This window comes from Oryzihumus sp., assembly GCF_036391795.1.
Taxonomy (GTDB): Bacteria; Actinomycetota; Actinomycetes; order Actinomycetales; family Dermatophilaceae; genus Oryzihumus.
This window is the reverse complement of sequence record NZ_DASVZH010000043.1, coordinates 1-26,577: the sequence shown is the minus strand read 5'-3', so window position 1 is coordinate 26,577 and position 26,577 is coordinate 1. Positions and strand designations below refer to the sequence as shown.

General features: G+C 71.5%; 26 protein-coding genes and 2 tRNA genes. 20 read left to right on the top strand and 8 right to left on the bottom strand.

Going from position 1 to position 26,577, the window contains the following annotated elements:
• The first annotated feature begins 70 nt into the window (after window positions 1-70).
• The 11 genes from VF825_RS02530 (at window position 71) to VF825_RS02480 (ending at window position 13,513) form a co-directional block, all read left to right on the top strand.
• Window positions 71-1,762: a sodium:solute symporter family protein gene (locus tag VF825_RS02530; RefSeq protein WP_331109805.1), complete on the top strand. Its 1,692-nt coding sequence runs from the start codon at window positions 71-73 to the stop codon at window positions 1,760-1,762.
• 19 nt (window positions 1,763-1,781) lie between these two features.
• On the top strand, window positions 1,782-2,084 hold the full coding sequence (locus tag VF825_RS02525) for a hypothetical protein (RefSeq protein ID WP_331109803.1): 303 nt from the start codon (window positions 1,782-1,784) through the stop codon (window positions 2,082-2,084).
• A 221-nt stretch (window positions 2,085-2,305) separates the two neighbouring features.
• Window positions 2,306-3,895 carry a phosphoglycerate dehydrogenase gene (gene serA, locus VF825_RS02520; RefSeq protein WP_331109801.1) on the top strand — a complete coding sequence of 530 codons (1,590 nt, stop codon included), beginning with the start codon at window positions 2,306-2,308 and terminating at the stop codon, window positions 3,893-3,895.
• A 511-nt stretch (window positions 3,896-4,406) separates the two neighbouring features.
• Window positions 4,407-5,486 carry a 3-isopropylmalate dehydrogenase gene (locus VF825_RS02515; protein WP_331109799.1) on the top strand — a complete coding sequence of 360 codons (1,080 nt, stop codon included), beginning with the start codon at window positions 4,407-4,409 and terminating at the stop codon, window positions 5,484-5,486.
• A 114-nt stretch (window positions 5,487-5,600) separates the two neighbouring features.
• The gene (locus VF825_RS02510; RefSeq protein ID WP_331109797.1) at window positions 5,601-6,713 is read left to right on the top strand and encodes a branched-chain amino acid aminotransferase; all 1,113 of its coding nucleotides are present in this window, start codon (window positions 5,601-5,603) and stop codon (window positions 6,711-6,713) included.
• Window positions 6,714-6,898: 185 nt separating this feature from the next.
• On the top strand, window positions 6,899-8,431 hold the full coding sequence (locus VF825_RS02505; protein WP_331109795.1) for an amino acid permease: 1,533 nt from the start codon (window positions 6,899-6,901) through the stop codon (window positions 8,429-8,431).
• Between the two features lie 5 nt (window positions 8,432-8,436).
• Window positions 8,437-9,171 carry a FadR/GntR family transcriptional regulator gene (locus tag VF825_RS02500; RefSeq protein ID WP_331109793.1) on the top strand — a complete coding sequence of 245 codons (735 nt, stop codon included), beginning with the start codon at window positions 8,437-8,439 and terminating at the stop codon, window positions 9,169-9,171.
• Between the two features lie 43 nt (window positions 9,172-9,214).
• Window positions 9,215-10,582, top strand: coding sequence for a glutamine synthetase family protein (locus tag VF825_RS02495; RefSeq protein WP_331109791.1), 1,368 nt, complete (start codon window positions 9,215-9,217; stop codon window positions 10,580-10,582).
• A 6-nt stretch (window positions 10,583-10,588) separates the two neighbouring features.
• Window positions 10,589-11,980, top strand: coding sequence for an aldehyde dehydrogenase family protein (locus tag VF825_RS02490; RefSeq protein ID WP_331109789.1), 1,392 nt, complete (start codon window positions 10,589-10,591; stop codon window positions 11,978-11,980).
• 31 nt (window positions 11,981-12,011) lie between these two features.
• Window positions 12,012-12,779, top strand: a complete 768-nt coding sequence (locus VF825_RS02485; RefSeq protein ID WP_331109787.1) for a 3-oxoacyl-ACP reductase — start codon at window positions 12,012-12,014, stop codon at window positions 12,777-12,779.
• A gap of 2 nt (window positions 12,780-12,781) precedes the next feature.
• Window positions 12,782-13,513, top strand: a complete 732-nt coding sequence (locus VF825_RS02480; protein WP_331109785.1) for a gamma-glutamyl-gamma-aminobutyrate hydrolase family protein — start codon at window positions 12,782-12,784, stop codon at window positions 13,511-13,513.
• A gap of 44 nt (window positions 13,514-13,557) precedes the next feature.
• On the opposite strand, the gene VF825_RS02475 is transcribed toward VF825_RS02480, so the two are convergent.
• Window positions 13,558-13,956 carry a response regulator gene (locus VF825_RS02475; protein ID WP_331109782.1) on the bottom strand — a complete coding sequence of 133 codons (399 nt, stop codon included), beginning with the start codon at window positions 13,954-13,956 and terminating at the stop codon, window positions 13,558-13,560.
• A gap of 459 nt (window positions 13,957-14,415) precedes the next feature.
• Here VF825_RS02475 and cimA point away from each other — a divergent pair, with 459 nt between their 5' ends.
• Both cimA and VF825_RS02465 read left to right on the top strand, forming a co-directional pair.
• Window positions 14,416-15,996: a citramalate synthase gene (gene cimA / locus VF825_RS02470; protein ID WP_331109780.1), complete on the top strand. Its 1,581-nt coding sequence runs from the start codon at window positions 14,416-14,418 to the stop codon at window positions 15,994-15,996.
• Between the two features lie 166 nt (window positions 15,997-16,162).
• Window positions 16,163-16,420, top strand: coding sequence for a PspC domain-containing protein (locus VF825_RS02465; protein ID WP_331109778.1), 258 nt, complete (start codon window positions 16,163-16,165; stop codon window positions 16,418-16,420).
• 24 nt (window positions 16,421-16,444) lie between these two features.
• On the opposite strand, the gene VF825_RS02460 is transcribed toward VF825_RS02465, so the two are convergent.
• The 3 genes from VF825_RS02460 to VF825_RS02450 form a co-directional block, all read right to left on the bottom strand.
• Window positions 16,445-16,696 (bottom strand): hypothetical protein, encoded by a 252-nt coding sequence (locus VF825_RS02460; protein ID WP_331109776.1) that lies wholly within the window; start codon window positions 16,694-16,696, stop codon window positions 16,445-16,447.
• 164 nt (window positions 16,697-16,860) lie between these two features.
• Window positions 16,861-17,673: a glycoside hydrolase family 16 protein gene (locus VF825_RS02455; RefSeq protein WP_331109774.1), complete on the bottom strand. Its 813-nt coding sequence runs from the start codon at window positions 17,671-17,673 to the stop codon at window positions 16,861-16,863.
• Between the two features lie 97 nt (window positions 17,674-17,770).
• Window positions 17,771-18,643 (bottom strand): hypothetical protein, encoded by an 873-nt coding sequence (locus tag VF825_RS02450; protein WP_331109772.1) that lies wholly within the window; start codon window positions 18,641-18,643, stop codon window positions 17,771-17,773.
• A gap of 98 nt (window positions 18,644-18,741) precedes the next feature.
• Here VF825_RS02450 and VF825_RS02445 point away from each other — a divergent pair, with 98 nt between their 5' ends.
• Window positions 18,742-19,146: a VOC family protein gene (locus tag VF825_RS02445; RefSeq protein ID WP_331109770.1), complete on the top strand. Its 405-nt coding sequence runs from the start codon at window positions 18,742-18,744 to the stop codon at window positions 19,144-19,146.
• Between the two features lie 5 nt (window positions 19,147-19,151).
• Here the strand turns inward: VF825_RS02445 and VF825_RS02440 are convergent, their stop codons facing one another.
• Entirely contained in the window at window positions 19,152-20,003 is an 852-nt protein-coding gene (locus VF825_RS02440) for a 3-methyladenine DNA glycosylase (protein ID WP_331109853.1), read from the bottom strand.
• A gap of 55 nt (window positions 20,004-20,058) precedes the next feature.
• Between VF825_RS02440 and VF825_RS02435 the strand changes: the two genes are divergently transcribed.
• The 5 genes from VF825_RS02435 to VF825_RS02415 all read left to right on the top strand — a co-directional run bounded on the left by VF825_RS02435 (window position 20,059) and on the right by VF825_RS02415 (window position 23,444).
• Complete coding sequence (locus tag VF825_RS02435) at window positions 20,059-20,838, top strand: fumarylacetoacetate hydrolase family protein (protein WP_331109768.1); 780 nt, start codon at window positions 20,059-20,061, stop codon at window positions 20,836-20,838.
• 42 nt (window positions 20,839-20,880) lie between these two features.
• Window positions 20,881-22,371, top strand: coding sequence for a glutamate--tRNA ligase (gene gltX / locus VF825_RS02430; RefSeq protein WP_331109766.1), 1,491 nt, complete (start codon window positions 20,881-20,883; stop codon window positions 22,369-22,371).
• A 5-nt stretch (window positions 22,372-22,376) separates the two neighbouring features.
• Window positions 22,377-23,126: an HAD family hydrolase gene (locus VF825_RS02425; protein WP_331109764.1), complete on the top strand. Its 750-nt coding sequence runs from the start codon at window positions 22,377-22,379 to the stop codon at window positions 23,124-23,126.
• Between the two features lie 59 nt (window positions 23,127-23,185).
• Window positions 23,186-23,257, top strand: a tRNA-Gln gene (locus tag VF825_RS02420).
• A 111-nt stretch (window positions 23,258-23,368) separates the two neighbouring features.
• A tRNA-Glu gene (locus VF825_RS02415) sits at window positions 23,369-23,444 on the top strand.
• A 132-nt stretch (window positions 23,445-23,576) separates the two neighbouring features.
• Here the strand turns inward: VF825_RS02415 and VF825_RS02410 are convergent.
• The 3 genes from VF825_RS02410 to VF825_RS02400 are packed head-to-tail and all read right to left on the bottom strand — an operon-like array spanning window position 23,577 to window position 25,542.
• Entirely contained in the window at window positions 23,577-24,170 is a 594-nt protein-coding gene (locus tag VF825_RS02410; protein WP_331109762.1) for an undecaprenyl diphosphate synthase family protein, read from the bottom strand.
• 38 nt (window positions 24,171-24,208) lie between these two features.
• Window positions 24,209-24,736 carry a GNAT family N-acetyltransferase gene (locus VF825_RS02405; protein ID WP_331109760.1) on the bottom strand — a complete coding sequence of 176 codons (528 nt, stop codon included), beginning with the start codon at window positions 24,734-24,736 and terminating at the stop codon, window positions 24,209-24,211.
• 56 nt (window positions 24,737-24,792) lie between these two features.
• Complete coding sequence (locus VF825_RS02400; RefSeq protein ID WP_141789020.1) at window positions 24,793-25,542, bottom strand: IclR family transcriptional regulator; 750 nt, start codon at window positions 25,540-25,542, stop codon at window positions 24,793-24,795.
• A 120-nt stretch (window positions 25,543-25,662) separates the two neighbouring features.
• Between VF825_RS02400 and VF825_RS02395 the strand changes: the two genes are divergently transcribed.
• Window positions 25,663-26,577, top strand: a 915-nt coding sequence (locus tag VF825_RS02395) for a 3-isopropylmalate dehydratase large subunit (RefSeq protein WP_331109757.1), incomplete at its 3' end; no start/stop codon positions are given.

Below are 26,577 nucleotides of genomic sequence, written 5' to 3'. Positions count from 1 at the left end.
GCGCGGTGGTCGATTTGTGCAGTTCGGGACTACCGTGGGCCCGCTCCCGCCCTGGAAGGGGAAAAGATCGATGCTGCACACCGTCGTGCCTGCAGAAGGACTGCGCCTCAACATGGGAGGCGCCGACTACCTGATCCTGGCCACCTACTTCGCGGTGGTCCTGTTCATCGGCTTCGCCGTCCGGCGCAGCATCCACAACAGTGAGGACTTCTTCCTCTCCGGGCGGTCCCTGCCCGCGTGGATCACCGGCCTGGCGTTCATCTCGGCCAACCTCGGCGCCACCGAGATCTTCGGCATGGCGGCCAACGGTGCCAAGTACGGCATCTCGACCGTGCACTACTACTGGATCGGCGCCGTCCCGGCGATGATCTTCCTCGCGCTGGTGATGATGCCGTTCTACTACGGCTCCAAGGTGCGCAGCGTGCCGGAGTACCTCCGCCGCCGGTTCAACGCGCCGACGCACCTGTTCAACGCCAGCACCTTCGCGGTGTCCGCGGTGGCGCAGGCCGGCGTCAACCTGTTCGCGTTCTCGGTGATCCTCGAGGCGCTGCTCGGCTGGCCCAAGTACGTCTCGATCATCGCCGCCGGCGCGTTCGTGCTCGTCTACATCACCCTCGGTGGCCTGTCCTCGGCCATCTACAACGAGGTGCTGCAGTTCTTCGTCATCCTCGCGGGCCTCATCCCGCTGACCTTCGTCGGCCTCAAGGCCGCCGGCGGCTGGGACGGCCTGACCGGCAAGATCCAGGGCAACAAGCACGCCGGTGAGGGCTTCCTGCACGCCTGGCAGGGCACGGGCATCGGCCATGTGACCAACCCGATCGGCTCCAACTGGCTGGTCATCGCCATGGGCCTGGGCTTCGTCCTCAGCTTCGGCTACTGGACCACCAACTTCGCCGAGGTGCAGCGCGCGCTGTCGGCGCAGAACATGTCCGCCGCCCGGCGCACCCCGATCATCGGCGCGTTCCCCAAGCTGGTCATCCCGTTCTTCACGGTGATCCCCGGTCTGATCGCCCTGGCCATGATCCCCGGCCTTGGCCAGACCGACACCGAGGGCAAGGGCCTGACCTTCAACGACGCGATCCCCGCGCTGATGGAGCGCTACCTGCCCTCCGGCGTGCTCGGCGTCGCGGTCACCGGTCTGCTGGCGGCGTTCATGGCCGGCATGGCGGCGAACATCTCGAGCTTCAACACGGTCTTCACGTACGACATCTGGCAGGACTACGTGAAGAAGGACCGCCCCGACGGCTACTACCTGCGCGTCGGCCGGATCGTCACGGTGATCGGCGTCCTGGGCGGCATCGGGACGGCGTTCATCGCCTCGCGGTTCAACTCGATCATGGACTACCTGCAGCTGCTGTTCTCCTTCTTCAACGCGCCGCTGTTCGCCACCTTCATCCTCGGCCTGTTCTGGAAGCGGATGACCGGCTGGGGCGGCTTCTGGGGCCTGGTCGCCGGCACGCTCGGTGCCGCGGCCGCCTGGGGCGCCGGCCAGCTCGGCTGGGTGCACTACCTCAGCGACAGCGACGGCAACTTCAAGGGCGCGATCGTGGCGTTCGTCGCCGACGTCGTCGTCTCGGTGCTGGTCACCCTGGCCAGCCGGCCCAAGCCGGTCACCGAGCTGCAGGGCCTGGTCTACGGCCTCGGCAAGCACGACCTGACCAGCGACGCCGTGATCGGCGACGAGGCGTGGTACCGCTCGCCGGTCGTCTTCGGCGTCCTGGCGCTGGCGCTGTCCGTCGCCCTGTACATCCCGTTCATCTGAAGCCGGAAGGAGCCTCGACATGAGCACTGGAGCACCGCACTCCGAGGAGCCGAACATCCCGGCACAGGCCCCGGCGCGGGCCAGGCTGTTCGACCTGCGCAGCGTCCTCGGGGGCCTGTTCCTCGCCTACGGCGCCATCGTCCTGGTCATGGGCCTGGTCGGTGGCGAGGAGGACCGGGCCAAGGCCGCCGGCACCAACATCAACCTCTGGGCCGGCATCGTCATGTTCGTCCTGGGCGGTCTGTTCCTCCTCTGGCGCAGGCTGTCCCCGACACGGATCGCCCCCGACGCCGGTGAGGACGAGCAGGAGCCGCAGCACTGACCTGACCCGCCCGCGAGGGCGAGCCCCGGCATACCCGCTCCCGGGTGTGCCGGGGCTCGCCACTGCGGGTACGTCCACATCGCGAGCCGGGGCCGGGGCCCCGGCTCGCCGTGTCTAGACTGACCGTGGGCACAGCGCGGTGCCGGGCGGAACCTCCCGCCCAGACCCGGCCGGCCCGCAGGGGGCTCGGCCGCATCCCACCACCCGTGAAGGACAGGCCAGTGACCAAACCCGTTGTCTTGATTGCCGAAGAGCTCTCGCCCGCGACCATCGACGCGCTGGGGCCGGACTTCGAGATCCGCCACTGCGACGGGGCTGACCGGTCCGAGCTGCTGCCCGCGCTTGCCGACGTCGACGCGGTGCTGATCCGCTCGGCGACCAAGATCGACGAGGAGGCCCTGGCCGCCGCGAAGAACCTCAAGGTCGTCGCGCGCGCCGGTGTGGGCCTGGACAACGTCGACGTCAAGGCGGCCACGGTCGCCGGCGTCATGGTCGTCAACGCCCCGACGTCCAACATCACCTCGGCGGCCGAGCTGGCCGTCGGCCTGCTGCTGGCAACCGCCCGCAACATCGCCCCCGCCAACGAGGCGCTCAAGGGCGGGGCGTGGAAGCGCAGCAAGTACTCCGGCGTGGAGCTGCTCGACAAGACCGTCGGCGTCGTCGGCCTGGGCCGCATCGGCGTCCTGGTCGCCGAGCGCCTCGCCGCGTTCGGCATGAAGGTCGTCGCCTACGACCCCTACGTCTCCACGGCGCGCGCCGGCCAGCTCGGCGTCCGGCTGCTGCCGCTGGAGGACCTGCTGCGCGAGTCCGACTTCATCACCGTGCACCTGCCCAAGACCCCCGAGACCCTCGGCCTCATCGGCGAGGAGGCCCTCAAGCTGGTCAAGCCCTCGGTGCGGATCATCAACGCCGCCCGCGGCGGCATCGTCGACGAGCAGGCCCTGGCCGTCGCCCTCAAGGAGGGCCGGGTCGCCGGCGCCGGCATCGACGTGTTCGCCAAGGAGCCGACCACCGAGTCGCCGCTGTTCGAGTTCGAGTCCGTCGTCGTCACCCCGCACCTGGGCGCCTCCACCGACGAGGCCCAGGAGAAGGCCGGCATCGCGGTCGCGAAGTCGGTGCGCCTCGCGCTCGGCGGCGAGCTCGTGCCCGACGCGGTCAACGTCTCCGGCGGGGTCATCGCCGAGGAGGTCCGCCCCGGCATCGCCCTCGTGGAGAAGCTCGGCCGGATCTTCACCGCCCTCGCCGGCGCGGTGCCGACCCAGCTGACCGTGGACGTCAAGGGCGAGATCACCGAGTACGACGTGAGCGTCTGGAAGCTCGCCGCGCTCAAGGGCCTGTTCCAGGACGTGGTCGAGGACCAGGTGTCCTACGTCAACGCCCCGCTGCTGGCGCAGGAGCGTGGCTGCGAGGTGCGGCTGCTGACCGAGCCGGTGGCCGAGGACTTCCGCAACGTCACCACGCTGCGCGGCACCCTGGCCGACGGCACCGAGGTCAGCGTCGCCGGCACCCTGACCGGTCCGCGTCTGGTCGAGAAGGTGGTCGGCGTCAACGGCTTCGACCTCGAGGTGCCGATCTCCGAGCACATGGCGTTCTTCACCTACGTCGACCGCCCCGGCATCATCGGCACCGTCGGCCGGGTGCTGGGCGAGGCCGACATCAACATCGGCGGCATGCAGGTCGCCCGCAAGGCCCAGGGCGGCGACGCGCTCGTCGCGCTGACCGTGGACAGCGCGATCCCGGCGGGCGTCCTGAGCGACATCGGCACCGAGATCGGCGCCAGCGGGGTCAACGTCGTCGACCTCGACGGCTGAGCACCGCCAGCACTCCGCACGAAGGGCCCGGCCGCACGGCCGGGCCCTTCGTCGTGCCCGGGGCAGGCGTGGGGCGGGGCGTCCAGTGCCGTCTCACGGTGTGGGAAACAAGTTCCACATACTTGGACGTCCACGTAATGTCGAGGACATGACGCGGCTGGTTCTCATCCTTCGCCGCCGCGGCGGGTTCCGACAGGTCAGCTGACTCGCCGCGGAGACCCCGCGTGTGCCGCTGACCCACACCCCGTCATCACGGGGTGCGTGTGCGAGACCCATCACCCCTTGTCACCAGTGACGATCATGCGAAGGACGTGACGACATGAGCGAAGCCGAAGAGGCCACCCGCCGCGCACTGCAGGAGTCCATGGACCTGCGCGACCAGGGCCACTCCGACGACGAGTGACCGGTCACCACGACCGAGACACGGACGGCCTCCCGGCGACCAGCCGGGAGGCCGTCCGTCATGTGGGACACAGATTCCAGCACGCAAGACGACTTCTAGGCTGAGGACATGGCTGACGAGCAGAGCCCGGCGCAGGGCACGGACACCCTCGACATCGCCGTCATCGGCGGTGACGGCATCGGCCCGGAGGTGGTCGCCGAGGGCCTGAAGGTCCTCGCCGCGGTGACTGCCGGGCAGGGCCCGAAGATCAGCACCACCGAGTACGACCTCGGCGCCCGCCGCTGGCACGCCACCGGCGAGACCCTGCCCGACTCGGTGCTCGAGGAGATCCGCGGCCACGACGCCATCCTGCTCGGCGCGGTGGGCGACCCCGGCGTGCCCAGCGGTGTGCTCGAGCGCGGGCTGCTGCTCAAGCTGCGCTTCTCCCTCGACCACTACGTCAACCTGCGCCCGGCCCGCCTCTACCCCGGCGTCACCAGCCCGCTCGACGTGGAGCGGGTCGCCCCCGGCGGCATCGACTTCGTCGTGGTCCGCGAGGGCACCGAGGGGCCCTACGTCGGCAACGGGGGAGCACTGCGCGTCGGCACCCCCGCCGAGGTCGCCACCGAGGTCAGCGTCAACACCCGGTACGGCGTGGAGCGGGTCGTGCGCGATGCCTTCCACCGCGCCCAGGGCCGGCCGCGCAAGCACCTGACGCTGGTGCACAAGCACAACGTGCTCACCTACGCCGGCCACCTGTGGCGCCGCACCGTGGAGGAGGTCGGCGCGGAGTTCCCGGAGGTGGAGACGGCCTACCAGCACGTCGACGCGGCCACGATCTTCCTGGCCACCGACCCCGGCCGGTTCGACGTCATCGTCACCGACAACCTCTTTGGCGACATCGTCACCGACATCGCCGCGGCGATCGCCGGGGGCATCGGCCTGGCCGCCAGCGGCAACATCAACCCCGAGCGCACTGCGCCGAGCATGTTCGAGCCGGTGCACGGCTCGGCCCCCGACATCGCCGGTCAGGGCAAGGCCGACCCGACCGCCACGATCCTCTCGGTGGGCATGCTGCTGGAGCACCTCGGCCGGGGCGAGGAGGCCGCACGCGTCGAGGCGGCCGTGGCCGCAGACCTGGCCGAGCGCGGGAGCGCGCCGCGGTCGACCGCGGCGGTCGGCGACGCCATCGCCGCGCGCGTGGGCTGAGCGCCGCCGCCCGCACCGGCTGAGGACCTCCCGCCTCGGCGGAGACCGACGTGCCGGGTAGCCTTCGGCTCAGGGCACGTGCCCACCCACCCCGTCCGGTCAGGAGGACCTTCGATGACGCAGGCGACCGCCCCTTCGACGCTGGAGTTCACGGTCAGCAGGCGGCCTGACGTCCTCCCCGACGCCGAGCGCGAGGCGATCCTCGCCAACCCCGGCTTCGGCAAGAAGTTCACCGACCACATGGTGCTGGCCACGTGGACCCCCGGTGAGGGCTGGCACGACGGCAAGGTCACGGCATACGGGCCCATCTCGCTGGACCCCTCCGCTGCGGTGCTGCACTACGCGCAGGAGATCTTCGAGGGGATGAAGGCCTACCGGCACGCGGACGGGTCCATCTGGACCTTCCGCCCGGAGGCCAACGCGGCGCGGTTCGCCCGCAGCGCCCGGCGCCTGGCGCTGCCCGAGCTGCCGGAGGCCGACTTCCTCGCCAGCCTCAGGGCCCTGGTCGAGGTCGACCAGGCGTGGGTGCCCAACGGCGAGGCCGGCGAGGCCAGCCTCTACCTGCGGCCGTTCATGTTCGCCTCCGAGGCCTTCCTCGGGGTCCGTCCCGCGGCACAGGTGACCTACTGCGTCATCGCCTCCCCGGCCGGTGCCTACTTCTCCGGCGGCGTGAAGCCGGTGTCGATCTGGCTGTCCACCGACTACACGCGGGCCGCCCCCGGCGGCACCGGCTCCGCCAAATGCGGCGGCAACTACGCGGCCAGCCTCGCGGCCCAGGTCGAGGCCAGCGCCCACGGCTGCGACCAGGTCGCCTTCCTCGACGCGGTCGAGCACCGCTGGGTCGAGGAGCTCGGCGGGATGAACCTGTACTTCGTGCGCCGTGACGGCTCGATCGTCACCCCCGAGCTGACCGGCACCATCCTCGAGGGCGTGACCCGCTCCTCGATCCTGGAGCTGGCCAAGGACCTCGGCCACAGCGTGCAGGAGCGCCGCATCTCCATCGAGGAGTGGCGCGAGGGCGTCGCCGGCGGCGACATCACCGAGGTGTTCGCCTGCGGCACGGCCGCCGTGGTCACCCCGGTCGGCCGCCTCGCCTGGGAGGGCGGGGAGCTGTCCGTCAACGGCGGCGAGACCGGCCCCACCACGCTGGCGATCCGGCAGGCGCTGCTCGACCTGCAGTACGGCCGCGCCGAGGACACCCGCGGCTGGCTGACCCGGCTGGTGTGAACCGCCCGCACCAACGCACCCCGATGACCGGGCCCGGCTCCGCGCGGGGCCGGGCCCGCGGCGGGTTTCCGGCGCGTAAAGGTCTGCAACCAGACCATTGACGGAGGGGATCTCCGGGTCTTCAATCGAGACAGCCCATCGTCTCGGTGGGTAATGGTCCATCGCCAGACCCTTTGAGGTGCCCGATGAGCGCTGTTCCCCCCACGCCGCAACCCGTCGAGGACGCCGACTCCGCCATGCTGGCCGAGCTCGGCTACAAGCAGGAGCTGCACCGCAGGATGAGCGGCTTCAACAACTTCGCCGTCTCCTTCTCGATCATCTCGATCCTGGCGGGGGCCATCACCAGCTACGGCATCGCCCTGAACGCCGGTGGACCCATCGCCATCTCGATCGGCTGGCCGCTGGTCGGTGTGTTCGTCTGGCTCGTGGCACTGGCCATGGGCGAGGTGTGCTCGGTGTTCCCGACCGCCGGCGGCCTGTACTTCTGGGCCGGCCGCCTGGCCCGACACCGCAAGCCGATGTGGGCCTGGTACGTCGGGTGGTTCAACTTCCTGGGTGAGGTCGCCGTCACCGCGGCCATCGACTACGGCGCGGCGATCACCTGGATGGCCTTCCTCGACCTCACCTGGGGCGTCGGCGTCACCGCGACCAAGACCTTCGTTGCCTTCATGGTGATCCTGCTGCTGCACGGGCTGCTCAACACCTTCGGGGTCGACCTGGTCCGGCGGCTGTCCGACATCAGCGCCTGGTGGCACCTCGCCGGCGTCGCGGTGATCGTCGCCGTCCTGTCGTTCGTGCCCGACCGGCACCAGTCGCTCTCGTGGACGTTCACCCACTTCGAGAACGCCACCGGCTGGAACAGCGTCATCTATGTCTTCCTCATCGGGCTGCTCATGGCGCAGTACACGTTCACCGGCTTCGACGCCTCGGCGCACGTGGCCGAGGAGACCCACCAGGCGTCGGTCAACGCGCCCAAGGGCATCGTCAACTCGGTCGTGGTGTCCCTCTTCGCCGGCTGGGTCCTGCTCGTCGCGATCACGGCGTCGGTGCAGAACCTCGACAAGGCCCGCACGACCCCCATCGGCCTGCCGCCGGCGCAGATCTTCATCGACGCCGTCGGGCACTCCCTCGGGGTGGGCCTGGTCTTCATCTGCGCCGTCGCGCAGTTCTTCTGCGGCATGGCGTCGGTGACAGCGAACTCGCGCATGTCCTACGCCTTCTCGCGGGACAACGCCCTGCCGGGGTCGCGCTGGTGGTCCACGGTCAACCCGCGCACCGGGACCCCCACCAACTCGATCTGGCTGTGCGTCGTCTGCTCGCTGGTCCTGGCCAGCCCGGCGCTGTTCAGCACCACCGCCTACCTCGCGGTGACCTCGATCGCGGTCATCGGCCTCTACATCGCCTACGTCACCCCGGTGCTGCTGCGCCGGCTCAACCCGGACTTCCGCCCGGGCGTGTGGAACCTCGGCCGCTGGAGCGCGGTGGTGGGCTGGATCTCGGTCGCCTGGGTGGCCTTCATCGTCATCCTGTTCATGCTGCCGCCGGCGAACCCGATCACGGTGGACACGTTCAACTACGCCCCCATCGCGGTGCTGGCGGTGCTCGTCTTCGCCACGTTCACGTGGATCATCGGGGGCCGTCACCACTTCATGAAGGACGTCCCGCCCGGGCACGAGACCAAGGCGCCCGGCGAGATCCTGGGGCCCGAGGTCCCGTGACGGCGATGCCCGCGGCTGCCCCCTCCGATGCCAGCCGGCTGCCCGACGCCGTGCTGCGGCCGGCGCCGGGCAACGCGTTCGAGTCGACGGTCGAGCAGCTGGCGACCGCGATCCGGCTCGGGGTGTTCGCCCGGGGCGAGGTGTTGCCGCCCGAGCGCGAGCTGGCGGAGCGCCTGGGCGTCAGCAGGGTGACGCTGCGCGAGGCCATCGCCGCGCTGCGCGACTCGGGGATGGTCGAGACCACGCGCGGGCGCGGCGGAGGCACCAGGGTGGTCTACCGGGGCGCACCGATGCCCGACGCCGCGGACCAGCGGGTCCGTCACGGTGCCGACCTCGCCGACGCGCTGAGCTTCCGGCGGGTGGTCGAGCCCGGTGCCGCCTACCTGGCGGCGGCGCGGCCCCTCTCGGCGGACCAGCGGGCCTGGCTGCTGGAGGCCGCCCGTGCGGTGCGCGAGGCGCCGGACAGCGCCGCCCACCGGGTCGCCGACTCCCGCTTCCACCTGGCCGTCGCCACCTTGTCCGGGTCGCCGATGCTCATCGAGTCCGTGACGCGGGCGCAGGCCGCGCTGCACGAGCTGCTGAGCGCGATACCGGTGCTGCCGCGCAACATCGCCCACTCCACGCAGCAGCACGAGGCCGTCGTCGCGGCCGTCCTCGGGGGCGACCCGGAGGCGGCCCGCGCCCACATGGAGGAACACTGCGACGCCACCTCGGCCCTGCTGCGGGGGCTGCTCGGATGACGGGGCGACTGGCCGTCCCAGCCACGACCGACGAGGAGAGAGCATGACGGCACCACCCGCCCTGACCGTGGACCAGCTGCGCGCCGAGATCGAGTCCGGCGCCATCGACACGGTCATCACGGCCTTCACCGACATGCAGGGCCGCTTGCAGGGCAAGCGGATCCACGGCCGGTTCTTCCTCGATCGGGTGCTCGGCCACGGCACCGAGGGCTGCAACTACATGCTCGCGGTCGACGTCGACATGAACACCGTCGGCGGCTACGCCATCAGCTCCTGGGAACGCGGCTACGGCGACATGATGTTCGACCTCGACCTGGGCACGCTGCGGCGCACCCCGGGCCAGCCGCACTCGGCCACGGTGCAGTGCGACCTGTCCTGGCTCGACGGCAGCGGGCCGGTGCGGCAGTCTCCCCGGACCGTGCTCAAGGCGCAGGCTGTGGCTGCGGCGGAGCTCGGGTGTGTCGCGCTGGCCGGCACCGAGCTGGAGTTCATCGTCTTCGAGGACACCTACGAGCAGGCCTGGGACCGCCGCTACCAGGGGCTGACCGGGGCCAACCGCTACAACGTCGACTACTCCATCCTCGGCGGCACCAAGGTCGAGCCGCTGCTGCGCGAGATCCGCAACGAGATGTATGCCGCGGGCGTCACCGTCGAGAGCGCCAAGGGCGAGTGCAACCTGGGCCAGCACGAGATCGCCTTCCTCTACGACGACGTCGTGCGCACCTGCGACAACCACACCGTCTACAAGACCGCCGCCAAGGAGATCGCCGGCGTCCACGGGCAGTCGCTGACCTTCATGGCCAAGTACGACGAGCGCGAGGGCAACTCCTGCCACATCCACCTGTCGCTGCGGGGCGAGGACGGCTCGATCGTCTTCGCCGACGACGCCCGGCCGCACGGCTACAGCGAGATGTTCGAGCACTTCGTCGCCGGGCTGCAGGTGACGATGCGCGAGATGACGCTGATGTACGCGCCGAACATCAACTCCTACAAGCGGTACCAGCCGGGGTCGTTCGCCCCGACGGCAGTCGCGTGGGGGCGGGACAACCGGACCTGCGCCCTGCGGGTGGTCGGCCACGGCGCGGGCCTGCGGGTGGAGAACCGTGTCCCGGGCGGGGACGTGAACCCGTACCTGGCGGTGGCCGCGATGCTGGCCGGAGGGCTGCACGGCGTGCGGGAGAAGATCTGGCTCGAGCCGCCGTGCGAGGGCAACGCCTACACCTCGGACAAGGACCGGGTCCCGACCACCCTGGCCGAGGCGCGGGACCTGTTCGCGGCGTCGGAGGTCGCCCGTGCGGCGTTCGGCGACGACGTGGTCGAGCACTACGTCCACGCGGCGGACGTCGAGCTCGCGGCGTTCAACGCCGCCGTCACCGACTGGGAACGCATCCGAGGATTCGAGAGGCTCTGAGCACCGATGAGCAACAGCACCGTGGACGAGCGCCACGACGTCATCAACCCTGCGACCGGCGAGCGGGTGACCACCATCGAGCTGGCCGGTCTGGAGCAGACCGACGCCGCCATCGCCCGCGCCGAGGCCGCTGGTCCGGCCTGGCGCGCGGTGGCTCCAGCCGACCGGGCGCGGCTGCTGCGCCGGTTCGCCGAGGTCGTCGACACCCACCTCGAGGAGCTCGCCGGCCTTGAGGTCGTCAACGCCGGCCACACCATCGGCAACGCCCGCTGGGAGGCCGGCAACGTGCGCGACGTGCTGGCCTACTACTCCGCCGCGCCGGAGCGGCTCTTCGGCCGGCAGATCCCGGTGGCCGGGGGTCTGGACGTGACGTTCAAGGAGCCGTTGGGCACCGTGGGCATCATCGTGCCCTGGAACTTCCCCATGCCGATCGCGGGCTGGGGGATGGCGCCGGCGCTCGCGGCCGGCAACACCGTCGTGCTCAAGCCGGCCGAGCTCACCCCGATGACCGCGATGCGGCTGGCCGAGCTGGCCCTCGAGGCGGGGCTGCCCGAAGGGGTGCTCACGGTCATCCCGGGCAAGGGCTCGGTCGTGGGGGAGCGGTTCGTCACCCACCCGGCCGTGCGCAAGGTCTGCTTCACCGGGTCCACCGCGGTCGGCCAGCGGATCATGCGAGGGGCCGCCGACCAGGTCAAACGGGTGACGCTGGAGCTCGGCGGCAAGAGCGCCAACATCGTCTTCGCCGACGCCGACCTCGAGCAGGCAGCGGCGGCCGCCCCCATGGCCGTCTTCGACAACGCCGGCCAGGACTGCTGCGCCCGCAGCCGGATCCTGGTGCAGCGCAGCGTCTACGAGCGGTTCATGGAGCTCTTCGAGCCCGCGGTCCGCGGTGTCGTCGTCGCCGACCCGAGCCGGGACAGCACGCAGATGGGCCCGCTCGTCAGCGCCGGCCAGCGGGAGCGGGTCCGCTCGTACGTCGAGGGCTCACCCGAGCCGGTCGAGGTCGCCTTCCGCGGCGAGGCCCCCACGGGGGAGGGCTACTGGTACCCCGCCACCGTCGTCCTCCCGCGCTCCACGCAGGACGCGGTCTGGCAGGAGGAGGTCTTCGGGCCCGTGGTGGCGGTCATGCCGTTCGAGGACGAGTCGGACGCGGTCGCGAAGGCCAACGACACGGCATACGGGCTGTCCGGGTCCATCTGGACCCGCGACCTCGGCCGTGCGCTGCGGGTGGCCCGGGCCGTCGAGGCCGGCAACCTGTCGGTCAACTCGCACAGCAGCGTCCGCTACTCCACGCCGTTCGGCGGGTTCAAGCAGTCGGGCCTGGGCCGCGAGCTCGGCCCGGATGCCCTCGACGCGTTCACCGAGGTCAAGAACGTCTTCATCTCCACCGAATCCTGAGCAGCACCAACGACTTCTGAGAGGCAGGACCATGACAGGCAGGCTCGAGGGCAAGGTCGCCGTCGTCACCGGGGGTTGCAGCGGCATCGGCCTGGCGACGGTGCGGCGGTTCGCCCGGGAGGGCGCCAGGGTCGTCATCGGCGACCTCGACGAGAGCGTCGGCCCCGGGGTGGCCAAGGAGGTCGGAGGCACGTTCGTGCGCTGCGACGTGACCGACGCCGGTGACGTCGAGACGCTGTTCCGGACGGCCCGGGACACCTGGGGCAGCGTCGACGTGGCCTTCAACAACGCCGGCATCTCCCCGCCGGAGGACGACTCGATCCTCACCACCGACCTCGAGGCGTGGCGCCGGGTGCAGGAGGTCAACCTCACCAGCGTCTACCTGTGCTGCAAGGCGGCGCTGCCCTACATGCTGGAGCAGAAGCGCGGCTCGATCATCAACACCGCCTCGTTCGTGGCGGTCATGGGCGCGGCCACGTCGCAGATCTCCTACACCGCCAGCAAGGGCGGGGTGCTGTCGATGTCGCGCGAGCTCGGCGTGCAGTTCGCGCGCGAGGGTGTGCGGGTCAACGCGCTGTGTCCGGGGCCGGTGAACACCCCGTTGCTGCAGGAGCTGTTCGCCAAGGACCCCGAGCGTGCCGCGCGGCGTCTCGTGCACATCCCGACGGGACGGTTCGCCGAGCCGGAGGAGATCGCCAACGCGGTGCTGTTCCTCGCCAGCGACGAGTCGAGCTTCATCACGGCCTCGTCCTTCCTCGTCGACGGCGGCATCTCCGGCGCGTACGTCACCCCGGTGTGAGCATGGGTGAGGCGTTCCGACCCGTCATCGGCATCACCTGCTACGTCGAGCCGGCCACGCGGGGCGACTGGACGGACGTGCCCAGCGCCCTGCTGCCGCAGGACTACGTCACCAAGGTCGAGGCGGCCGGCGGGATCGCGCTGCTGGTCCCACCCCGTCTCGACGCCGACGACGAGCTGGCCCGCGCGGTGCTCTCGCGCCTCGACGGCCTCATCCTCGCCGGGGGTGCAGATGTCGAGCCCAGCCGGTATGCCGCGCAGCCGCACCCGGGCGTGCAGCCGGGGCGGCCCGACCGGGACGCCCTCGAGCTGGCGCTCGCGCGTGCCTCGGCGGAGCAGGACGTCGCGGTGCTGGGCATCTGCCGGGGCATGCAGGTCATGGCGGTGGCGGCCGGCGGACACCTCGAGCAGCACGTGCCGGACCGGGTCGGCCACGACGAGCACTCTCCGGCGCCGGGGGTCTACGGCTCGCACCCGGTGACCACCGTGGCCGGGACACGGCTCGCCGCGATCCTGGGCACGGCGGTGGACGTGCCGACCTACCACCACCAGTCGGTGCTGGAGCACCCGGGCTACGTGCCGTCCGCGTGGGCGGGGGACGGCACGCTGGAGGCGATGGAGGATCCCCGCGCCCGCTTCCGGATCGCCGTCCAGTGGCACCCCGAGGCGGGCGCCGACCCGCGGCTGTTCGAGGCGCTGGTGCAGGAGTGCCGCGACCGGGCGGTGAGGGGCTGAGCGGGCCCGGCCGCCGGCCTACCGGAGCCGGTCCGGACGGCGGCCTAGGCCGACGCGCCCTCGAGTGCCTCTTGGCGGGCGATCAGGACGTTCGCGCGGCGGATGATCTCGCGCGGGCTGAACGGCTTCGTGACGTAGTCGCTGGCACCGGCGGTGAACCCCTCGTCGACGTCCACCTCGCGGGCGGCGCCGGACAGCATGAGGACCGGGACAGCGCTCAGCCGCGAGTCGGCCCGGATCCTCGTCAGGACCTCGATGCCGCCCATGACCGGCATGTGCCGGTCGAGGATGACCAGGGACGGCACCTCATGGGTGCTCAGGTGCAGCCAGGCAGCGTGGCCGTCCGCGACGGCGTCCACCCCGAAGCCGGCCAGGCCCAGCTTGAACAGCAGCAGCTCCCGGATGTCCGGGTCGTTCTCCACCACCAGCACTCGCGGCGCCAACTCATCTCCCCAACCTCACGGGGCGACTCCTCGCTCCTTGCGCCTCCCCACAGCCCGAAAGTAGTACAGCACAACGACGGTCCGAAATCCGTGCACCCGCCAGAACGCGTGGGGGAGCAGGGACGGGTCGGCCGGCGGACGCGCGAGGGACCGCTCCCGGGACGTCCGGCGGAGCGGACCAGATGGCGAGACGTGGTGCCACGATCCGGATGGGCCGTGGCACCCTGAGCCTTGTCATGAGCACCTGGACGGCAGTGGCCACCGCCACCATCATTCTCGGCTAGCGCGACGGGACACCTCCCGCCGCGCAGACCTCCCACACCCTGGGGGGTCTTTTTCGTTACCGGGCACCACCCCGTCCCGGTGACGCTCCCGAGATGGACGACCATGGATGACACGGGCGGCGCCCCGGGGCGCCGGCACGACCGCACCGCGCAGTGACCTGAGATGGGGCCGACGATGACCGACCTGCACGTCTACGACACCACGCTGCGCGACGGTGCGCAGCAGGAGGGGCTCAACCTCTCCGTCGCCGACAAGCTCGACATCGCGCGCCACCTCGACGAGCTCGGTGTCGGCTTCATCGAGGGCGGCTGGCCCGGCGCCAACCCCAAGGACACCGAGTTCTTCGCCCTCGCCCAGCGGGAGCTCTCGCTGCGCAACGCCACCCTGGCCGCCTTCGGCTCGACCCGGCGCGCCGGCACGGTCGCGGCGGACGACCCGATGGTGCGGGCGCTGCTCGACTCCGGGGCGCCGGTGGTCACCCTGGTCGCCAAGTCGCACGTCCGGCACGTGGAGACCGCGCTGCGCACGACGCTGGCGGAGAACCTCGCGATGGTGCGCGACACGGTCGCCTTCCTGCACGGCGAGGGACGGCGGGTGTTCCTCGACGCAGAGCACTTCTTCGACGGCTACCTGGCCGACCGCGACTACGCCCTGGAGGTGCTGCGCACCGCCGCCGAGGCCGGCGCCGAGGTGGTCGCCCTGTGCGACACCAACGGGGGGATGCTCCCGCCCCAGGTCGGCGACGTCGTCGCCGACGCGCTGGCCGGCACGCAGGCGCGTCTGGGCATCCACTGCCACAACGACACCGGCTGCGCGGTGGCCAACTCCTTGGCCGCGGTCGCCGCCGGGGCCACGCACGTGCAGGGCACCATCAACGGCTACGGCGAGCGGACCGGCAACGCCGACCTGCTCACCGTGGTGAGCAACCTGCAGCTCAAGCTCGGCCGGGCGATCGTCCCCGAGCAACGGCTGCGCGAGGCGACCCGGATCGCCCACGCCATCAGCGAGGTCACCAACGTCCCGCCCTACAGCCGCCAGCCGTACGTCGGGGCCAGCGCCTTCGCGCACAAGGCCGGGCTGCACGCCAGCGCGATCCGCATCGACGCCGACCTCTACCAGCACACCGACCCGATGGCGGTGGGCAACGACATGCGGATGCTGGTCTCCGACATGGCCGGCCGCGCCAGCATCGAGCTCAAGGGGCGCGAGCTCGGCTACGACCTGTCCGGTGAGACCGAGCTGCTCAGCCGGGTGGTCGAGAAGGTCAAGGACCTCGAGCTGCGCGGCTACACCTTCGACGCCGCGGACGCCTCCTTCGAGCTGCTGCTGCGCGCCGAGGTCGAGGGGGAGCGGCTGAGCTACTTCGACGTCGAGTCCTGGCGGGTCATCACCGACTCCCGCGACGCGGGCGAGGCCGTCTCCGAGGCCACGGTCAAGCTGGTCGCCGGGGGTGACCGGGTGGTCGCCACCGGCGAAGGCAACGGTCCGGTCAACGCCCTCGACCACGCCCTGCGCCAGGCCCTGTCCGGGGCCTACCCCGAGCTGGACAAGCTGGAGCTGATCGACTTCCGGGTGCGCATCCTCGACGCCGCCCATGGCACCGACGCGGTCACCCGCGTGCTCATCGAGACCTCCGACGGGTCGACGTCGTGGGAGACGGTGGGAGTGGCGCCGAACATCGTCGAGGCAAGCTGGATCGCGCTCGTCGACGGCGTCACCTACGGCCTGCTGCGTCAGGCCATCCCGGTGCGCTGAGCCGCCGGCCCGCGCGGTGGTCGGTGGGGAGGTCGGGCTGGGCTCTCAGGGTCGGCTCGGGGTCGGGTCAGGGGCGGTCCCGATGTCGCGTCGCCGCCCATGGGCGCACTCTGGAGGAGTCGGGGAGGGCCCCCGGCGCACCAGCGGAGAAGGAAGTGCGTCACCCATGAACGAGATCCAGCAGAGCTTCGCCCGGCAGGGCCTGGTCCGGCCACGGGAGGGACGAGTGCTGGGCGGCGTCTGCGCCGGCCTCGGCCGCCGGTTCGGCATCGCGCCGTGGCCGGCCCGGCTGCTGTTCGTCCTGCTGCTCATGGTCATCCCGGGCAGCCAGGTCCTGGTCTACCCGATCCTGTGGATCCTGATGCCCTCGGAGGAGCAGGTCGAGGTGCGCTCACCCCAGGGGCCGCCGGCCGCGGCCGCGTGACCTCGGGGATCCGGCTGGGCTCGCTCAGAGCACTCCGCCGACGATGCCGGCCCGGGCCGAGTGGTAGGCGCTGATGCGACTGTCCTCGCGACCGTCGGCATAGGCCAGGAGCGTCTCGATGTCCTCGATGCGCGCCATGAGTGCCGAGTAGTGGTGAGGCTCGCCCTTGGCGCGCTCGGCGCTGGCTCGCAGGTTCGTGGCCCACTGCGAGGCCTTGCGAATGACCATGTCGAGCCGCTCGCGGTCGGTCGGCTGCGTGATCGTGGCGGTGCCCATGGCGATCCCCTCGTTTTCGTCAAGGATTGGTCAGCAGATCGCCCCGAAAGTACAAAGAACCGGGCCCGAGGTACAGAATCTGCGACGGATGGCGGCCGGATCTTGAGGATTTCTTGAGTTTCGACGTCCTGACGGAAGGTGGGCGCGTGCCGCGTCCGACTCGGTCACTTCTTCTTGAAGACCCTGACGTAGTCGACGCCAACCGTCTGCGGCACCCGGACCGGGGGCGAGATGACGGTCGACAGCGCCAGGTTGGCGATGACGTAGTGGGGATGGGTTGCCGACTGGGCGGTCCTGCCCTGGGACACGCCGTCGAAGTAGAAGGTCAGCGAGCCCGGTTCCCAGTCGACACCGAACGTGTGCCAGCCGGAGGGGGTCCGCGGCATCCTCTGGTGCCACGCGGGGGACAGGTGGATCACCCGCTTGGTGTAGCCGGCGTAGTGGTAGACCCACTGGACGTCGCCCTGCAGGCACTCCATGACGTCGACCTCCTCGATGGGGTTGCCGTCGTAGCCGTTGAGCCAGAACGCGGGCCAGTTGGTGCAGGCCCCTGACGCGGTGTGCGGCAGGAACATCCGTGCCTCGGCATAGCCGTAGGTGAACTGGAACGTCCCCCTCGTGTTGACCAGGCCGGAGGCGTACTGCCACCCCAGGCAGGAGCGCCTGACGGCGGCCAGGTGCAGTGCGCCCCCGGAGACGGTGACCTGGTGCGGGTCGTAGCAGGACAGCTCCGCGGTGTTGACCGGCGGCGTGCTCGACGCATTGGTCACGCCCAGCCAGTTCGGCTGCCACTTGTGCAGGTCGACGCTGCTGCCGCTGAACTCGTCGGACCAGGCGAGCGTCCAGCTCCCGGGCGGTCCGTGCGGCACGACCCCGACCGACATCGCCCCCGCCGAGGCCGGGACCTTCGCCGGCCCGTAGATCGCCAGGGCGGTGACCGCCACCATGGTGATGGCCAGTCGGACGATGTTCCTCATCGGGCTCCCCCTCCGGACGGCAGCGGGGCTCTCGTGCAGGCTACGCCGGGCCCGCGTGCCGTCGGAACCACCGGAGCGGGACGGTCTTTGCCGGGCCTCAGGCCAGTCCCGCCGCCCGCCGCACCGACGCGGCGAACCGTTCCGGCTCGGCCACCGTCAGCGTCAGGTTGGGGTGGCGCAGCAGGGGCAGCGGGCCGCGCACGGGGGTGTGGAAGGTCAGGCAGACGCCACGCGCGTAGGTCGTCCCGAAGGTCAGCCCCCGGTCGGAGACGGACAGGCGCACGCCGATCCCGCGATACCAGTGGTAGGGCCCGGTGACGGTCACGTCGCGGATGTCCTGCGGGTGCATCGAGACCGACCACGGGCCCAGGAAGGCGAGGACCCGCTCCGGCGCGACGGTGACGTGCGAGGTGGTGGGGGTGGCGCCGACGGCGGCCAGCACCAGCCGGAACCGCGGGTCGAAGTCGAAGCCGAACTGCTCCACGCCCGGGAGCGAGCCGGTGCCGTCGAGGTCGTCAGGCATGGCGGCCTCGAGCGCCGCCACCTTGGCACGGTCGAACCCGCCCGAGCCCTTCCACCACACCCGACCGGTCCGGTCGACGAGGCACACGGTGATGGTCTCGCGGTCCGCGATGCCGAGGGCGGCCGTCACCCGGCGGACGTCGGTGTAGGTGGTGAGCGTCCGCCGCCGCACCGCCCGGTCCGGGATCGCCGCCGCCATGCCGCCGTCGATCGCCCCGCGCCCCGGCGCCCAGTGCAGGGCGAGGACCGGCAGTTCCACCACCCGCAGGCGGGAGTCCGTGGCCATCCGAGCCTCCAGCCACGGCACCCACGAGTCGACCAGCGCCTGGTGGGACCGGCGGAAGGCCACGAGCACCACGGTGAGCTCGCCGGGCAGGCCGGCCGGGAGCAGGACCTCACGCCCGTCGAGGTCCCGGGTGGTCAGCTGCGGGAAGGTCGCCGCGTCCATGACCCCACCGTAGGTTCACCGGCCCCTGCCCGCCTCCGCCACGCGGGTCTGGCCCCGTTCGGGTGGAGCCCGGCGGACGCGCGTGGCAGCGTGGGCGCATGCCGCTGCGGACGACGAAGACCTGGTTCGGCGTGGTGCTGGACACCCGGGACGCCCGGGCACTGGCCCGCTTCTACGCCGACCTGCTGGGCTGGCAGGTCTTCGCGGACGACCCGGGCTGGGCCACCGTCGCCCCGTCGAAGGACGCCGGCTACAACCTCGCCTTCCAGACCGACGCGGGCTACGTGCGGCCGGTGTGGCCGGCGGGGGAGGGCGACCCGCAGATGTCCATGCACCTCGACCTGGAGGTCGACGACCTCGACGAGGCCGTGGCGCACGCGCTCAGCGCCGGTGCGGAACTCGCTCGGTTCCAGCCCCAGGAGACCGTCCGCGTCATGCTCGACCCCGCCGGTCACCCCTTCTGCCTCTACCTCGACGACAGCGCGACCGACACCGGGGACTGAGGCGCTCAGGCGGCCAGCGCCGCGTCACAGACCTCGACCAGGCGCCGGCGCAGCACCTGGGCGCGCGTCGTGAAGCCGCGCTGCGCGGCGACGTACTCCTGCTTGCCCGCGGGCGTCTCGACCCGCACCGGCTCGTAGCCGAGGTCGGCCAGGTCGTACGGCGCCGCGCGCATGTCCAGCTCGCGCACCTCCCGCGCCAGCTCGAAGCAGTCCATGACCAGCTCGCTGGGGGCGAGCGGGGACAGCTTGTAGGCCCACTTGTAGAGATCCATGTTGGCGTGCAGGCAGCCCGGCTGCTCCAGCGAGGACTGGGTATCGCGGGTGGGCGCCACCGCGTTCAGCGGCCGCGCCGGGGGCGTGAAGAACCGGAACGCGTCGAAGTGGGAGCACCGGACCTGGTGGGCCTCGACGACCTCGTCCGTGCCCCTCGCCCCCAGCCGCAGCGGCCAGTCGGCGTGGCGCACCTGCTCGGGCGTGAGCCGGTAGACCATCGCCCACTCGTGCAGCCCGAAGCAGCCCAGGTGCGCCGGCCGTGCGGCCGTCGCCGCGAGCAGGTCGCGGACGAAGCGGACCGTGTCACCGCGCGCGGCCAGGAAGGTGGGCAGGTCCACGGACGCCGCGCGACCGTCATACCGGTAGTGCTTCCAGCCCGCGCGCTCTGCCGCGCCGGTCAACGCGACCCCGGCACCCGGGTGCCACCGGCGCAGCTGGGCGGGACGGTGGGAGTAGTAGGTCCACAGGAAGTCGTTGACCGGGTGCTTGCGTCCCTCGTGGCGTCGCTGCAGGTGGGCGGCGGTGGCCGCGTCGACCCGGTCGTGGTGTGCCGACTCCCGGGCGCGCCACTGCGCCTGCTCCATCACCTGCCCGACCACGGGAGTCAAGGGTACGTGGCGCCACCGGTAGCCTCGGCACGTGCGCATCGCGAGATACACGACAGGTGAGGACCCGACCTTCGGCGTCGTCGAGGGCGAGCCGGGTCAGGAGGTGGTGCTGGAGATCCAGGGCGACCCGATGTACCAGGCCGTCGTCTTCACGGGCAACCGCGTCCCGCTCGAGGACGTGCGGCTGCTGGCGCCGGTCATCCCGCGCAGCAAGGTGATCGGGATCGGCAAGAACTACGCCGACCACGCCGCCGAGATGGGCAGTGAGGCGCCGGCCGAGCCGCTGATGTTCCTCATCCCCAACACCGCCGTCGTCGGCCCCGGCGACCCGGTGGTCATGCCGCGGCAGAGCAGCAACGTGCACTACGAGGGCGAGCTCGCCGTCGTCATCGGCCGGATCTGCAAGGACATCGCCCCCGACCAGGTCAAGGACGTCGTCTACGGCTACACCTGCGCCAACGACGTGACCGCCCGCGACCTGCAGAAGTCCGACGGGCAGTGGTCCCGCGCCAAGGGCTTCGACACGTTCTGCCCGCTCGGGCCGTGGATCCAGACCGAGCTCGACACCAGCGACCTGTCCCTGGTGACCCGGCTCGACGGCGAGGTCGTGCAGGACGGCACGACCGGCGACATGGTCCACGACGTGGCGACGCTGGTGTCCTACGCCTCGCAGGCGTTCACGCTGCTGCCCGGCGACGTGATCCTCACCGGCACGCCCGCAGGGGTCGGCCCGGTCGAGACGGGGCAGCGCGTCGAGGTCGAGATCGAAGGCATCGGCGCCCTGTCCAACCCCTTCGTCCGCCGCGGCTGAGCGCCCGAGCCCTGCACGCCCGGCACCTAGAATCGGACCATCATGAGCGATACGCCCTCCTCCCGTCCTGTCCGCACGCGCGTCGCGCCGTCCCCGACCGGTGACCCCCACGTCGGCACGGCCTACATGTCGCTGTTCAACCTCGGCTTCACCCGGCAGCAGGGTGGCCAGTTCGTGCTCCGCATCGAGGACACCGACCGCGCACGCTTCCGTGAGGACAGCGAGCAGCAGGTCTTCGACACGCTGCGCTGGCTGGGCCTGACCTGGGACGAGGGCCCGGACATCGGCGGCCCCTACGCTCCCTACCGCCAGTCCGAGCGGCTGGAGACCTACCAGCCGTATGTCGACCGGTTGCTTGCCGAGGGCAAGGCCTACCACTGCTGGTGCTCAACCGAGCGGCTCAAGGACATGCGCGACGAGCAGCAGCGCCGCAAGCTGCCCACGGGCTACGACCGGCTCTGCCACGGCAAGACACGTGAGGAGCGCGCGGAGCTGCCCGGCTTCACCGAGACGCCGGTCGTGCGGATGCTCATCCCCGACGACGTCGAGCTCACCTTCACCGACCTCATCCGCGGCCAGGTCAGCGCCCCGCGCCCGGACGACCAGGTCATCCTCAAGGCCGACGGCTTCCCGACCTACCACCTCGCCGTCGTCGTCGACGACCACGAGATGGGCATCACCCACGTGGTGCGCGGTGAGGAGTGGATCAGCTCCACGCCCAAGCACGTGCTGCTCCACCGGTGGCTGGGCCTGGAGGCGCCGGCGTTCGCGCACATGCCGCTGCTGCGCAACACCGACAAGTCCAAGATATCCAAGCGCAAGAACCCCGCGGCGCGCCTGACGTGGTTCCAGGAGCAGGGCTACCTGCCCGAGGCACTGGTCAACTTCCTTGCGCTGCTGGCCTACCCGCCGGTGCAGGACGAGGAGGGCAACGACGTCGAGGTCTTCGACTTCGACGACTTCTCCGCGCGGTTCGCCTGGTCCAAGGTCAACCCGGTCGGCCCGATCTTCGACCTCAAGAAGCTCGAGTGGCTCAACGGTGTCTACATCCGCAAGCTCACCGTCGAGGACCTCGCCGCCCGGCTGCTGCCGCACCTGCGGTCCGCGGGCGTGCTGCCGGACGCGCCGAGCCCGGAGCAGATGGCCACGCTGCGGGCGGTGACCGAGCTGATCCAGACGCGGATGGCCATGCTGTCCGAGGCGGCCGCCCTCGTCGGGCCGTTCTACGTCGCCGACGATGCCGTCGAGGTCGCCGACGATGCGCGCGCCCAGCTCAAGGACGACGCCGGTGAGGTGCTCGAGGCCGGCACCAAGGCGCTGGAGGCCGTCGGGGAGTGGAAGGCCGCCGACCTGGAGGCCGCCCTGCGTGCCGCACTCGTGGACGGTCTGGGCCTGAAGCCGAAGTTCGCCTTCGGCCCGCTGCGCACCGCGGTCTCGGGGCAGCGGATCAGCCCGCCGCTGTTCGAGTCCATGGAGATCCTCGGCCGCGAGTCGACCCTGGCGCGGCTGCGCCGCCTGCGCGCCACGCTCTGACGCGCGTGGTCGCCGTCCTGCTCGACCTCGACGACACCCTCGTCGACAGCACCGCCGCGATGATCGCGGCGGGCAGGACGGCGGCCGCCGCGCTGTGGCCGCAGGCCGGTCCGGACCTGCACGATGCCGCGGCCCGACGCTTCCGGGCCGACCCTCAGGGCCTGTTCGGCGCCTACACCCGAGGCGAGCTCGACTTCACGGCGATGCGGCGCGCCCGCGTGACCGACCTGGCCGAGCACCTGGGGCTCGACCACCTCGACGACACCCACGGCCGGTTCGAGGCCGCCTATGCGCCGGCCTTCGCCGACCACCTGCGTGCCTTCGCCGACGTCACCTTGCTGCTGCAGCGTGCCAAGGGGCACGGCTGGCCGGTGGGCGTGCTCACGAACTCCGGCGCCGCCTACACCGCCGAGAAGCTGCGTCTCGCTGGCCTGCTGGACCGCTTCGAGGTCGTCGTGACCACTGACGACCTGGGTTTCGGCAAGCCGGACCCGCGCGTCTTCGCGCACGCCTGCTCGCTGCTCGGCAGCGAGCCTGCCGGCACGGCATACATCGGGGACGACGTGGAGGTGGATGCCTTCGGGGCGCGCGCCGCCGGCCTGTATGCCGTGTGGCTGGCCCGCGACGGCGACCGCCCGGCGGGGAGCGACGCGCGGCACCGGTGGGACGGCCCGCGGGTGTCCTCGCTGGCCGAGGTGGGGCCGCTCCTGGCGGCGCGCGAGGCCGATTTGGGAACCGGGGCCGGCGCCCGGTAATGTTCACCCCCGGATCGCGGTCCGGAAGCCCCTCGGGGAAGCCGGCCGGGATACCCCCTTGGGGTATGGTGTAATTGGCAGCACGACTGATTCTGGTTCAGTTAGTCTAGGTTCGAGTCCTGGTACCCCAGCGCTGTTGTCCGGTCGGAGACGGTCGGACGCGATTCGGAGAAATCCTGACCCTTCGGTAAGGTTTCCACCGGTTGCAGAGCGCGGAAGCGTGAAGGACAGCAACCAGCTAGGGCCCCGTTGTGTAGCGGCCTAGCACGCCGCCCTCTCAAGGCGGTAGCGCGGGTTCGAATCCCGTCGGGGCTACCAGCACAGCCGATCCCCGCTCTGGTCACCAGGGTGGGGATCGGCTTTTGTCGTGCCCGTTTCCTCGCGCCGAGAGGGACGTTCCTCGGGTTTCGACGGGGGGCCAAGCCCGAGGAACGTCCCTCTCGGCGGGGATCAGCCGGCGCGGCTGACCTCGGCGCGGGACCAGTCCAGCAGTGCCTCGGCCAGGTCGCGCTCGGCCAGGCCGAGGGGCAGTGGAGGCGTGAGCACGAGGTCGGCCGCCTCCAGCGCCTCCGACTGGTCTCCCGGGTGCCTGATCGAGATGGTGAGCTCGTGTCGCCGCCCCCGGGTGAGCGCGGCGGCCAGCCGCAGGGCCGCGATCGTGGAGCTGGGGAGCAGGCTCACGTCGCCGGCGACCTCCAGTCGCCAGCTGTCGCCAGGTCCGGCAACGGTGTCGGCGATGACCGTCTCGACGAGGCCGCGCAGGTAGCCGGCCTGCCCTGCCTGGCCCCGGCGCAGCACGTCCGCGGTGACCACCTGGAGCGCCAGGTGGTCGAGGTCCCAGTCCTCGCACCAGCCCAGCAGGTCGTCCGCGTGCGCGGCGGCGGCGCGGTACGCCGCACTGGCGTCGAGCGCCTCGCGCGCCGTGGCCCGCAGCTCGCTGCAGTCGAGCACGATGCCCAGCCGCTGTGGTCGCTCGCCGTCCCGCAGGGCGCGTCGGATGCGGGCCACCCGGGCCCGGTCCAGCAGGTCGGCGACGGCGTTCACGCGGCGAAGGCTACCCAGCGGAGTTGGGCGGACTGCGCTCAGTGCTCCCCGGTCGCCAGCCAGTAGCGACGCTTGCCCGCGCGCACGTCCTGCAGCCGGCCGCCGTTGCGCTCGATCACGAGCCGGGAGGCGGTGTTGTCCTCGTCGCAGGTCACCAGGGCGGGGTCGATACCGAGGTCGTGGGCCACCACCAGGGCGAGCCCGAGTGCGGCGGTCGCATGCCCCTGGCGGCGGTCGGACGGCCGCACGGCATACCCGATGTGGCCGCCCTCCTCGAGCAGGAACGGGGTCAGGGAGTGCCGGATGGAGACACGGCCGAGCATCCGCTCGCCGTCCACCACCCACAGGACCGTGTCCGGCACGTGGTCGGCCGGACGTGGGGTGCCGGGCCAGGCCCTGGCCAGCAGCTCCCGGACGTACGCCGCGAAGCCCGCCTCGCCCTGCAGGGTCGGCAGCGGGTGGCGGCGCAGCTCGAGGTAGGCGCCGTTGCCCTCGGCCTCGAGCTCGCGGGCGGCGTCGAGGAAGGAGTGGTGGTAGCGCACGTGCGGCCGGACGAGCTCGGTCATGTCGGCATGGTGACCGGCTCCTCCGGCCGCACGCGAACGGTTATCCGCGGGGCGGCTCAGGCGCCCTGCTGCTGGGCCGCCTGCTGGGCGGCGTGGGCCCGCCGCAGGACCTCGGTGAGCTTGTTGGCGCCGGCGACGACGGTCGCGGCGTGCAGCCGGCCGGGCTGGCGGGAGACGCGCTCGATCGGGCCGGAGATGGACACGGCGGCGACGACCCGGCCCGAGGGCCCGCGGACCGGGGCGGACACCGAGGCGACCCCCGGCTCGCGCTCGCCGACGCTCTGGGCCCAGCCGCGGCGGCGCACGCCCGACAGCGTGGTGGCGGTGAACTTGGCGCCCTGCAGCCCGCGGTGCAGCCGGTCCGGCTCCTCCCAGGCGAGCAGCACCTGGGCAGCCGAGCCGGCCAGCATCGACAGGCTGGCGCCGACCGGGATGGAGTCGCGCAGGCCCATCGGGCGCTCGGCGGCGGCGACGCAGATGCGCTGGTCGCCCTGGCGGCGGAAGAGCTGGGCGCTCTCGTTGGTGTGGTCGCGCAGCGCCCCGAGCACCGGGCCTGCGGCGGCAAGCAGCCGGTCCTCGCCGGCGGCGGCAGCGAGCTCGCCGAGGCGCGGGCCGAGCACGAAGCGGCCCTGCATGTCACGGGTGACGAGCCGGTGGTGCTCGAGGGCGACGGCGAGCCGGTGGGCGGTGGGTCGGGCCAGGCCGGTGGCCCCGACGAGCTGCGCGAGGGTCGACGGTCCGGCCTCGAGGGCGCCCAGAACGATCGCGGCCTTGTCGAGAACGCCGACTCCGCTAGAGTTGTCCATGTCCTGATATTGCCGTCTCAGTGCCTGAGACGCAAGTTCGTGGGTCCGGAAAGTGCGTCAGCCTGCATGGAGCAGGCGCGCAGAGTGGCTCGCTGCACCGGTCAGACGGAGGTTGGTTCGATGGCAGGCACGTTGGCCGAGAAGGTCTGGGATGAGCACGTCGTGCGCCGGGCCGAGGGGGAGCCCGACCTCCTCTACATCGACCTCCACCTGCTCCACGAGGTCACCAGCCCCCAGGCCTTCGACGGGCTTCGGCTCGAGGACCGCACGGTGCGCCGCCCCGACCTGACCCTGGCCACCGAGGATCACAACGTCCCGACGACGCCCGGCCCGATCACGGACCCGGTCAGCCGCACCCAGGTCGAGACGCTGCGTCGTAACTGCGAGGAGTTCGGCGTCCGGCTCTACCCCATGGGCGACGTCGACCAGGGCATCGTCCACGTCGTCGGCCCGCAGCTGGGGCTGACCCAGCCGGGCATGACCATCGTCTGCGGGGACAGCCACACCTCCACCCATGGTGCGTTCGGGGCGCTGGCCTTCGGCATCGGCACCAGCGAGGTCGAGCACGTGCTCGCCACGCAGACCCTGCCGCTCAAGCCGTTCCGGACCATGGCCGTGACCGTCGACGGAGAGCTGCCCGACGGGGTCACCGCCAAGGACATCGTGCTCGCCGTGATCGCGAAGATCGGCACCGGCGGCGGGCAGGGCTATGTCATCGAGTACCGCGGCTCGACCATCGAGGCGCTGTCGATGGAGGCCCGGATGACGGTCTGCAACATGTCGATCGAGGCCGGCGCCCGCGCGGGCATGATCGCGCCGGACCAGACGACGTTCGACTACCTGCAGGGCCGACCGCACGCCCCTGCCGGGGCCGACTGGGACGCCGCCGTGGCCGACTGGTCCCGCCTGCGCAGCGACGACGAGGCCGTCTTCGACCTCGAGGTGCGCCTCGACGCCGCCACGCTGAGCCCGTACGTCACCTGGGGCACCAACCCCGGCCAGGGCCTGCCGCTGTCGGCCAGCGTGCCCGACCCC

Excerpts from the sequence above, each read along its gene's own strand:
- VF825_RS02530 (WP_331109805.1), top strand. The coding sequence starts at position 71 with ATGCTGCACACCGTCGTGCCTGCAGAAGGACTGCGCCTCAACATGGGA.
- VF825_RS02450 (WP_331109772.1), bottom strand. The coding sequence starts at position 18,643 with ATGGACGCGGCGACCTTCCCGCAGCTGACCACCCGGGACCTCGACGGG.
- VF825_RS02405 (WP_331109760.1), bottom strand. The coding sequence starts at position 24,736 with ATGACCGAGCTCGTCCGGCCGCACGTGCGCTACCACCACTCCTTCCTC.
- VF825_RS02500 (WP_331109793.1), top strand. The coding sequence starts at position 8,437 with ATGCCCGCGGCTGCCCCCTCCGATGCCAGCCGGCTGCCCGACGCCGTG.
- VF825_RS02460 (WP_331109776.1), bottom strand. The coding sequence starts at position 16,696 with ATGGGCACCGCCACGATCACGCAGCCGACCGACCGCGAGCGGCTCGAC.
- VF825_RS02490 (WP_331109789.1), top strand. The coding sequence starts at position 10,589 with ATGAGCAACAGCACCGTGGACGAGCGCCACGACGTCATCAACCCTGCG.
- VF825_RS02525 (WP_331109803.1), top strand. The coding sequence starts at position 1,782 with ATGAGCACTGGAGCACCGCACTCCGAGGAGCCGAACATCCCGGCACAG.
- VF825_RS02400 (WP_141789020.1), bottom strand. The coding sequence starts at position 25,542 with ATGGACAACTCTAGCGGAGTCGGCGTTCTCGACAAGGCCGCGATCGTT.
- cimA (WP_331109780.1), top strand. The coding sequence starts at position 14,416 with ATGACCGACCTGCACGTCTACGACACCACGCTGCGCGACGGTGCGCAG.
- VF825_RS02480 (WP_331109785.1), top strand. The coding sequence starts at position 12,782 with ATGGGTGAGGCGTTCCGACCCGTCATCGGCATCACCTGCTACGTCGAG.
- VF825_RS02495 (WP_331109791.1), top strand. The coding sequence starts at position 9,215 with ATGACGGCACCACCCGCCCTGACCGTGGACCAGCTGCGCGCCGAGATC.
- VF825_RS02515 (WP_331109799.1), top strand. The coding sequence starts at position 4,407 with ATGGCTGACGAGCAGAGCCCGGCGCAGGGCACGGACACCCTCGACATC.
- VF825_RS02485 (WP_331109787.1), top strand. The coding sequence starts at position 12,012 with ATGACAGGCAGGCTCGAGGGCAAGGTCGCCGTCGTCACCGGGGGTTGC.
- gltX (WP_331109766.1), top strand. The coding sequence starts at position 20,881 with ATGAGCGATACGCCCTCCTCCCGTCCTGTCCGCACGCGCGTCGCGCCG.
- VF825_RS02445 (WP_331109770.1), top strand. The coding sequence starts at position 18,742 with ATGCCGCTGCGGACGACGAAGACCTGGTTCGGCGTGGTGCTGGACACC.
- VF825_RS02465 (WP_331109778.1), top strand. The coding sequence starts at position 16,163 with ATGAACGAGATCCAGCAGAGCTTCGCCCGGCAGGGCCTGGTCCGGCCA.
- VF825_RS02455 (WP_331109774.1), bottom strand. The coding sequence starts at position 17,673 with ATGAGGAACATCGTCCGACTGGCCATCACCATGGTGGCGGTCACCGCC.
- VF825_RS02440 (WP_331109853.1), bottom strand. The coding sequence starts at position 20,003 with ATGGAGCAGGCGCAGTGGCGCGCCCGGGAGTCGGCACACCACGACCGG.
- VF825_RS02510 (WP_331109797.1), top strand. The coding sequence starts at position 5,601 with ATGACGCAGGCGACCGCCCCTTCGACGCTGGAGTTCACGGTCAGCAGG.
- VF825_RS02505 (WP_331109795.1), top strand. The coding sequence starts at position 6,899 with ATGAGCGCTGTTCCCCCCACGCCGCAACCCGTCGAGGACGCCGACTCC.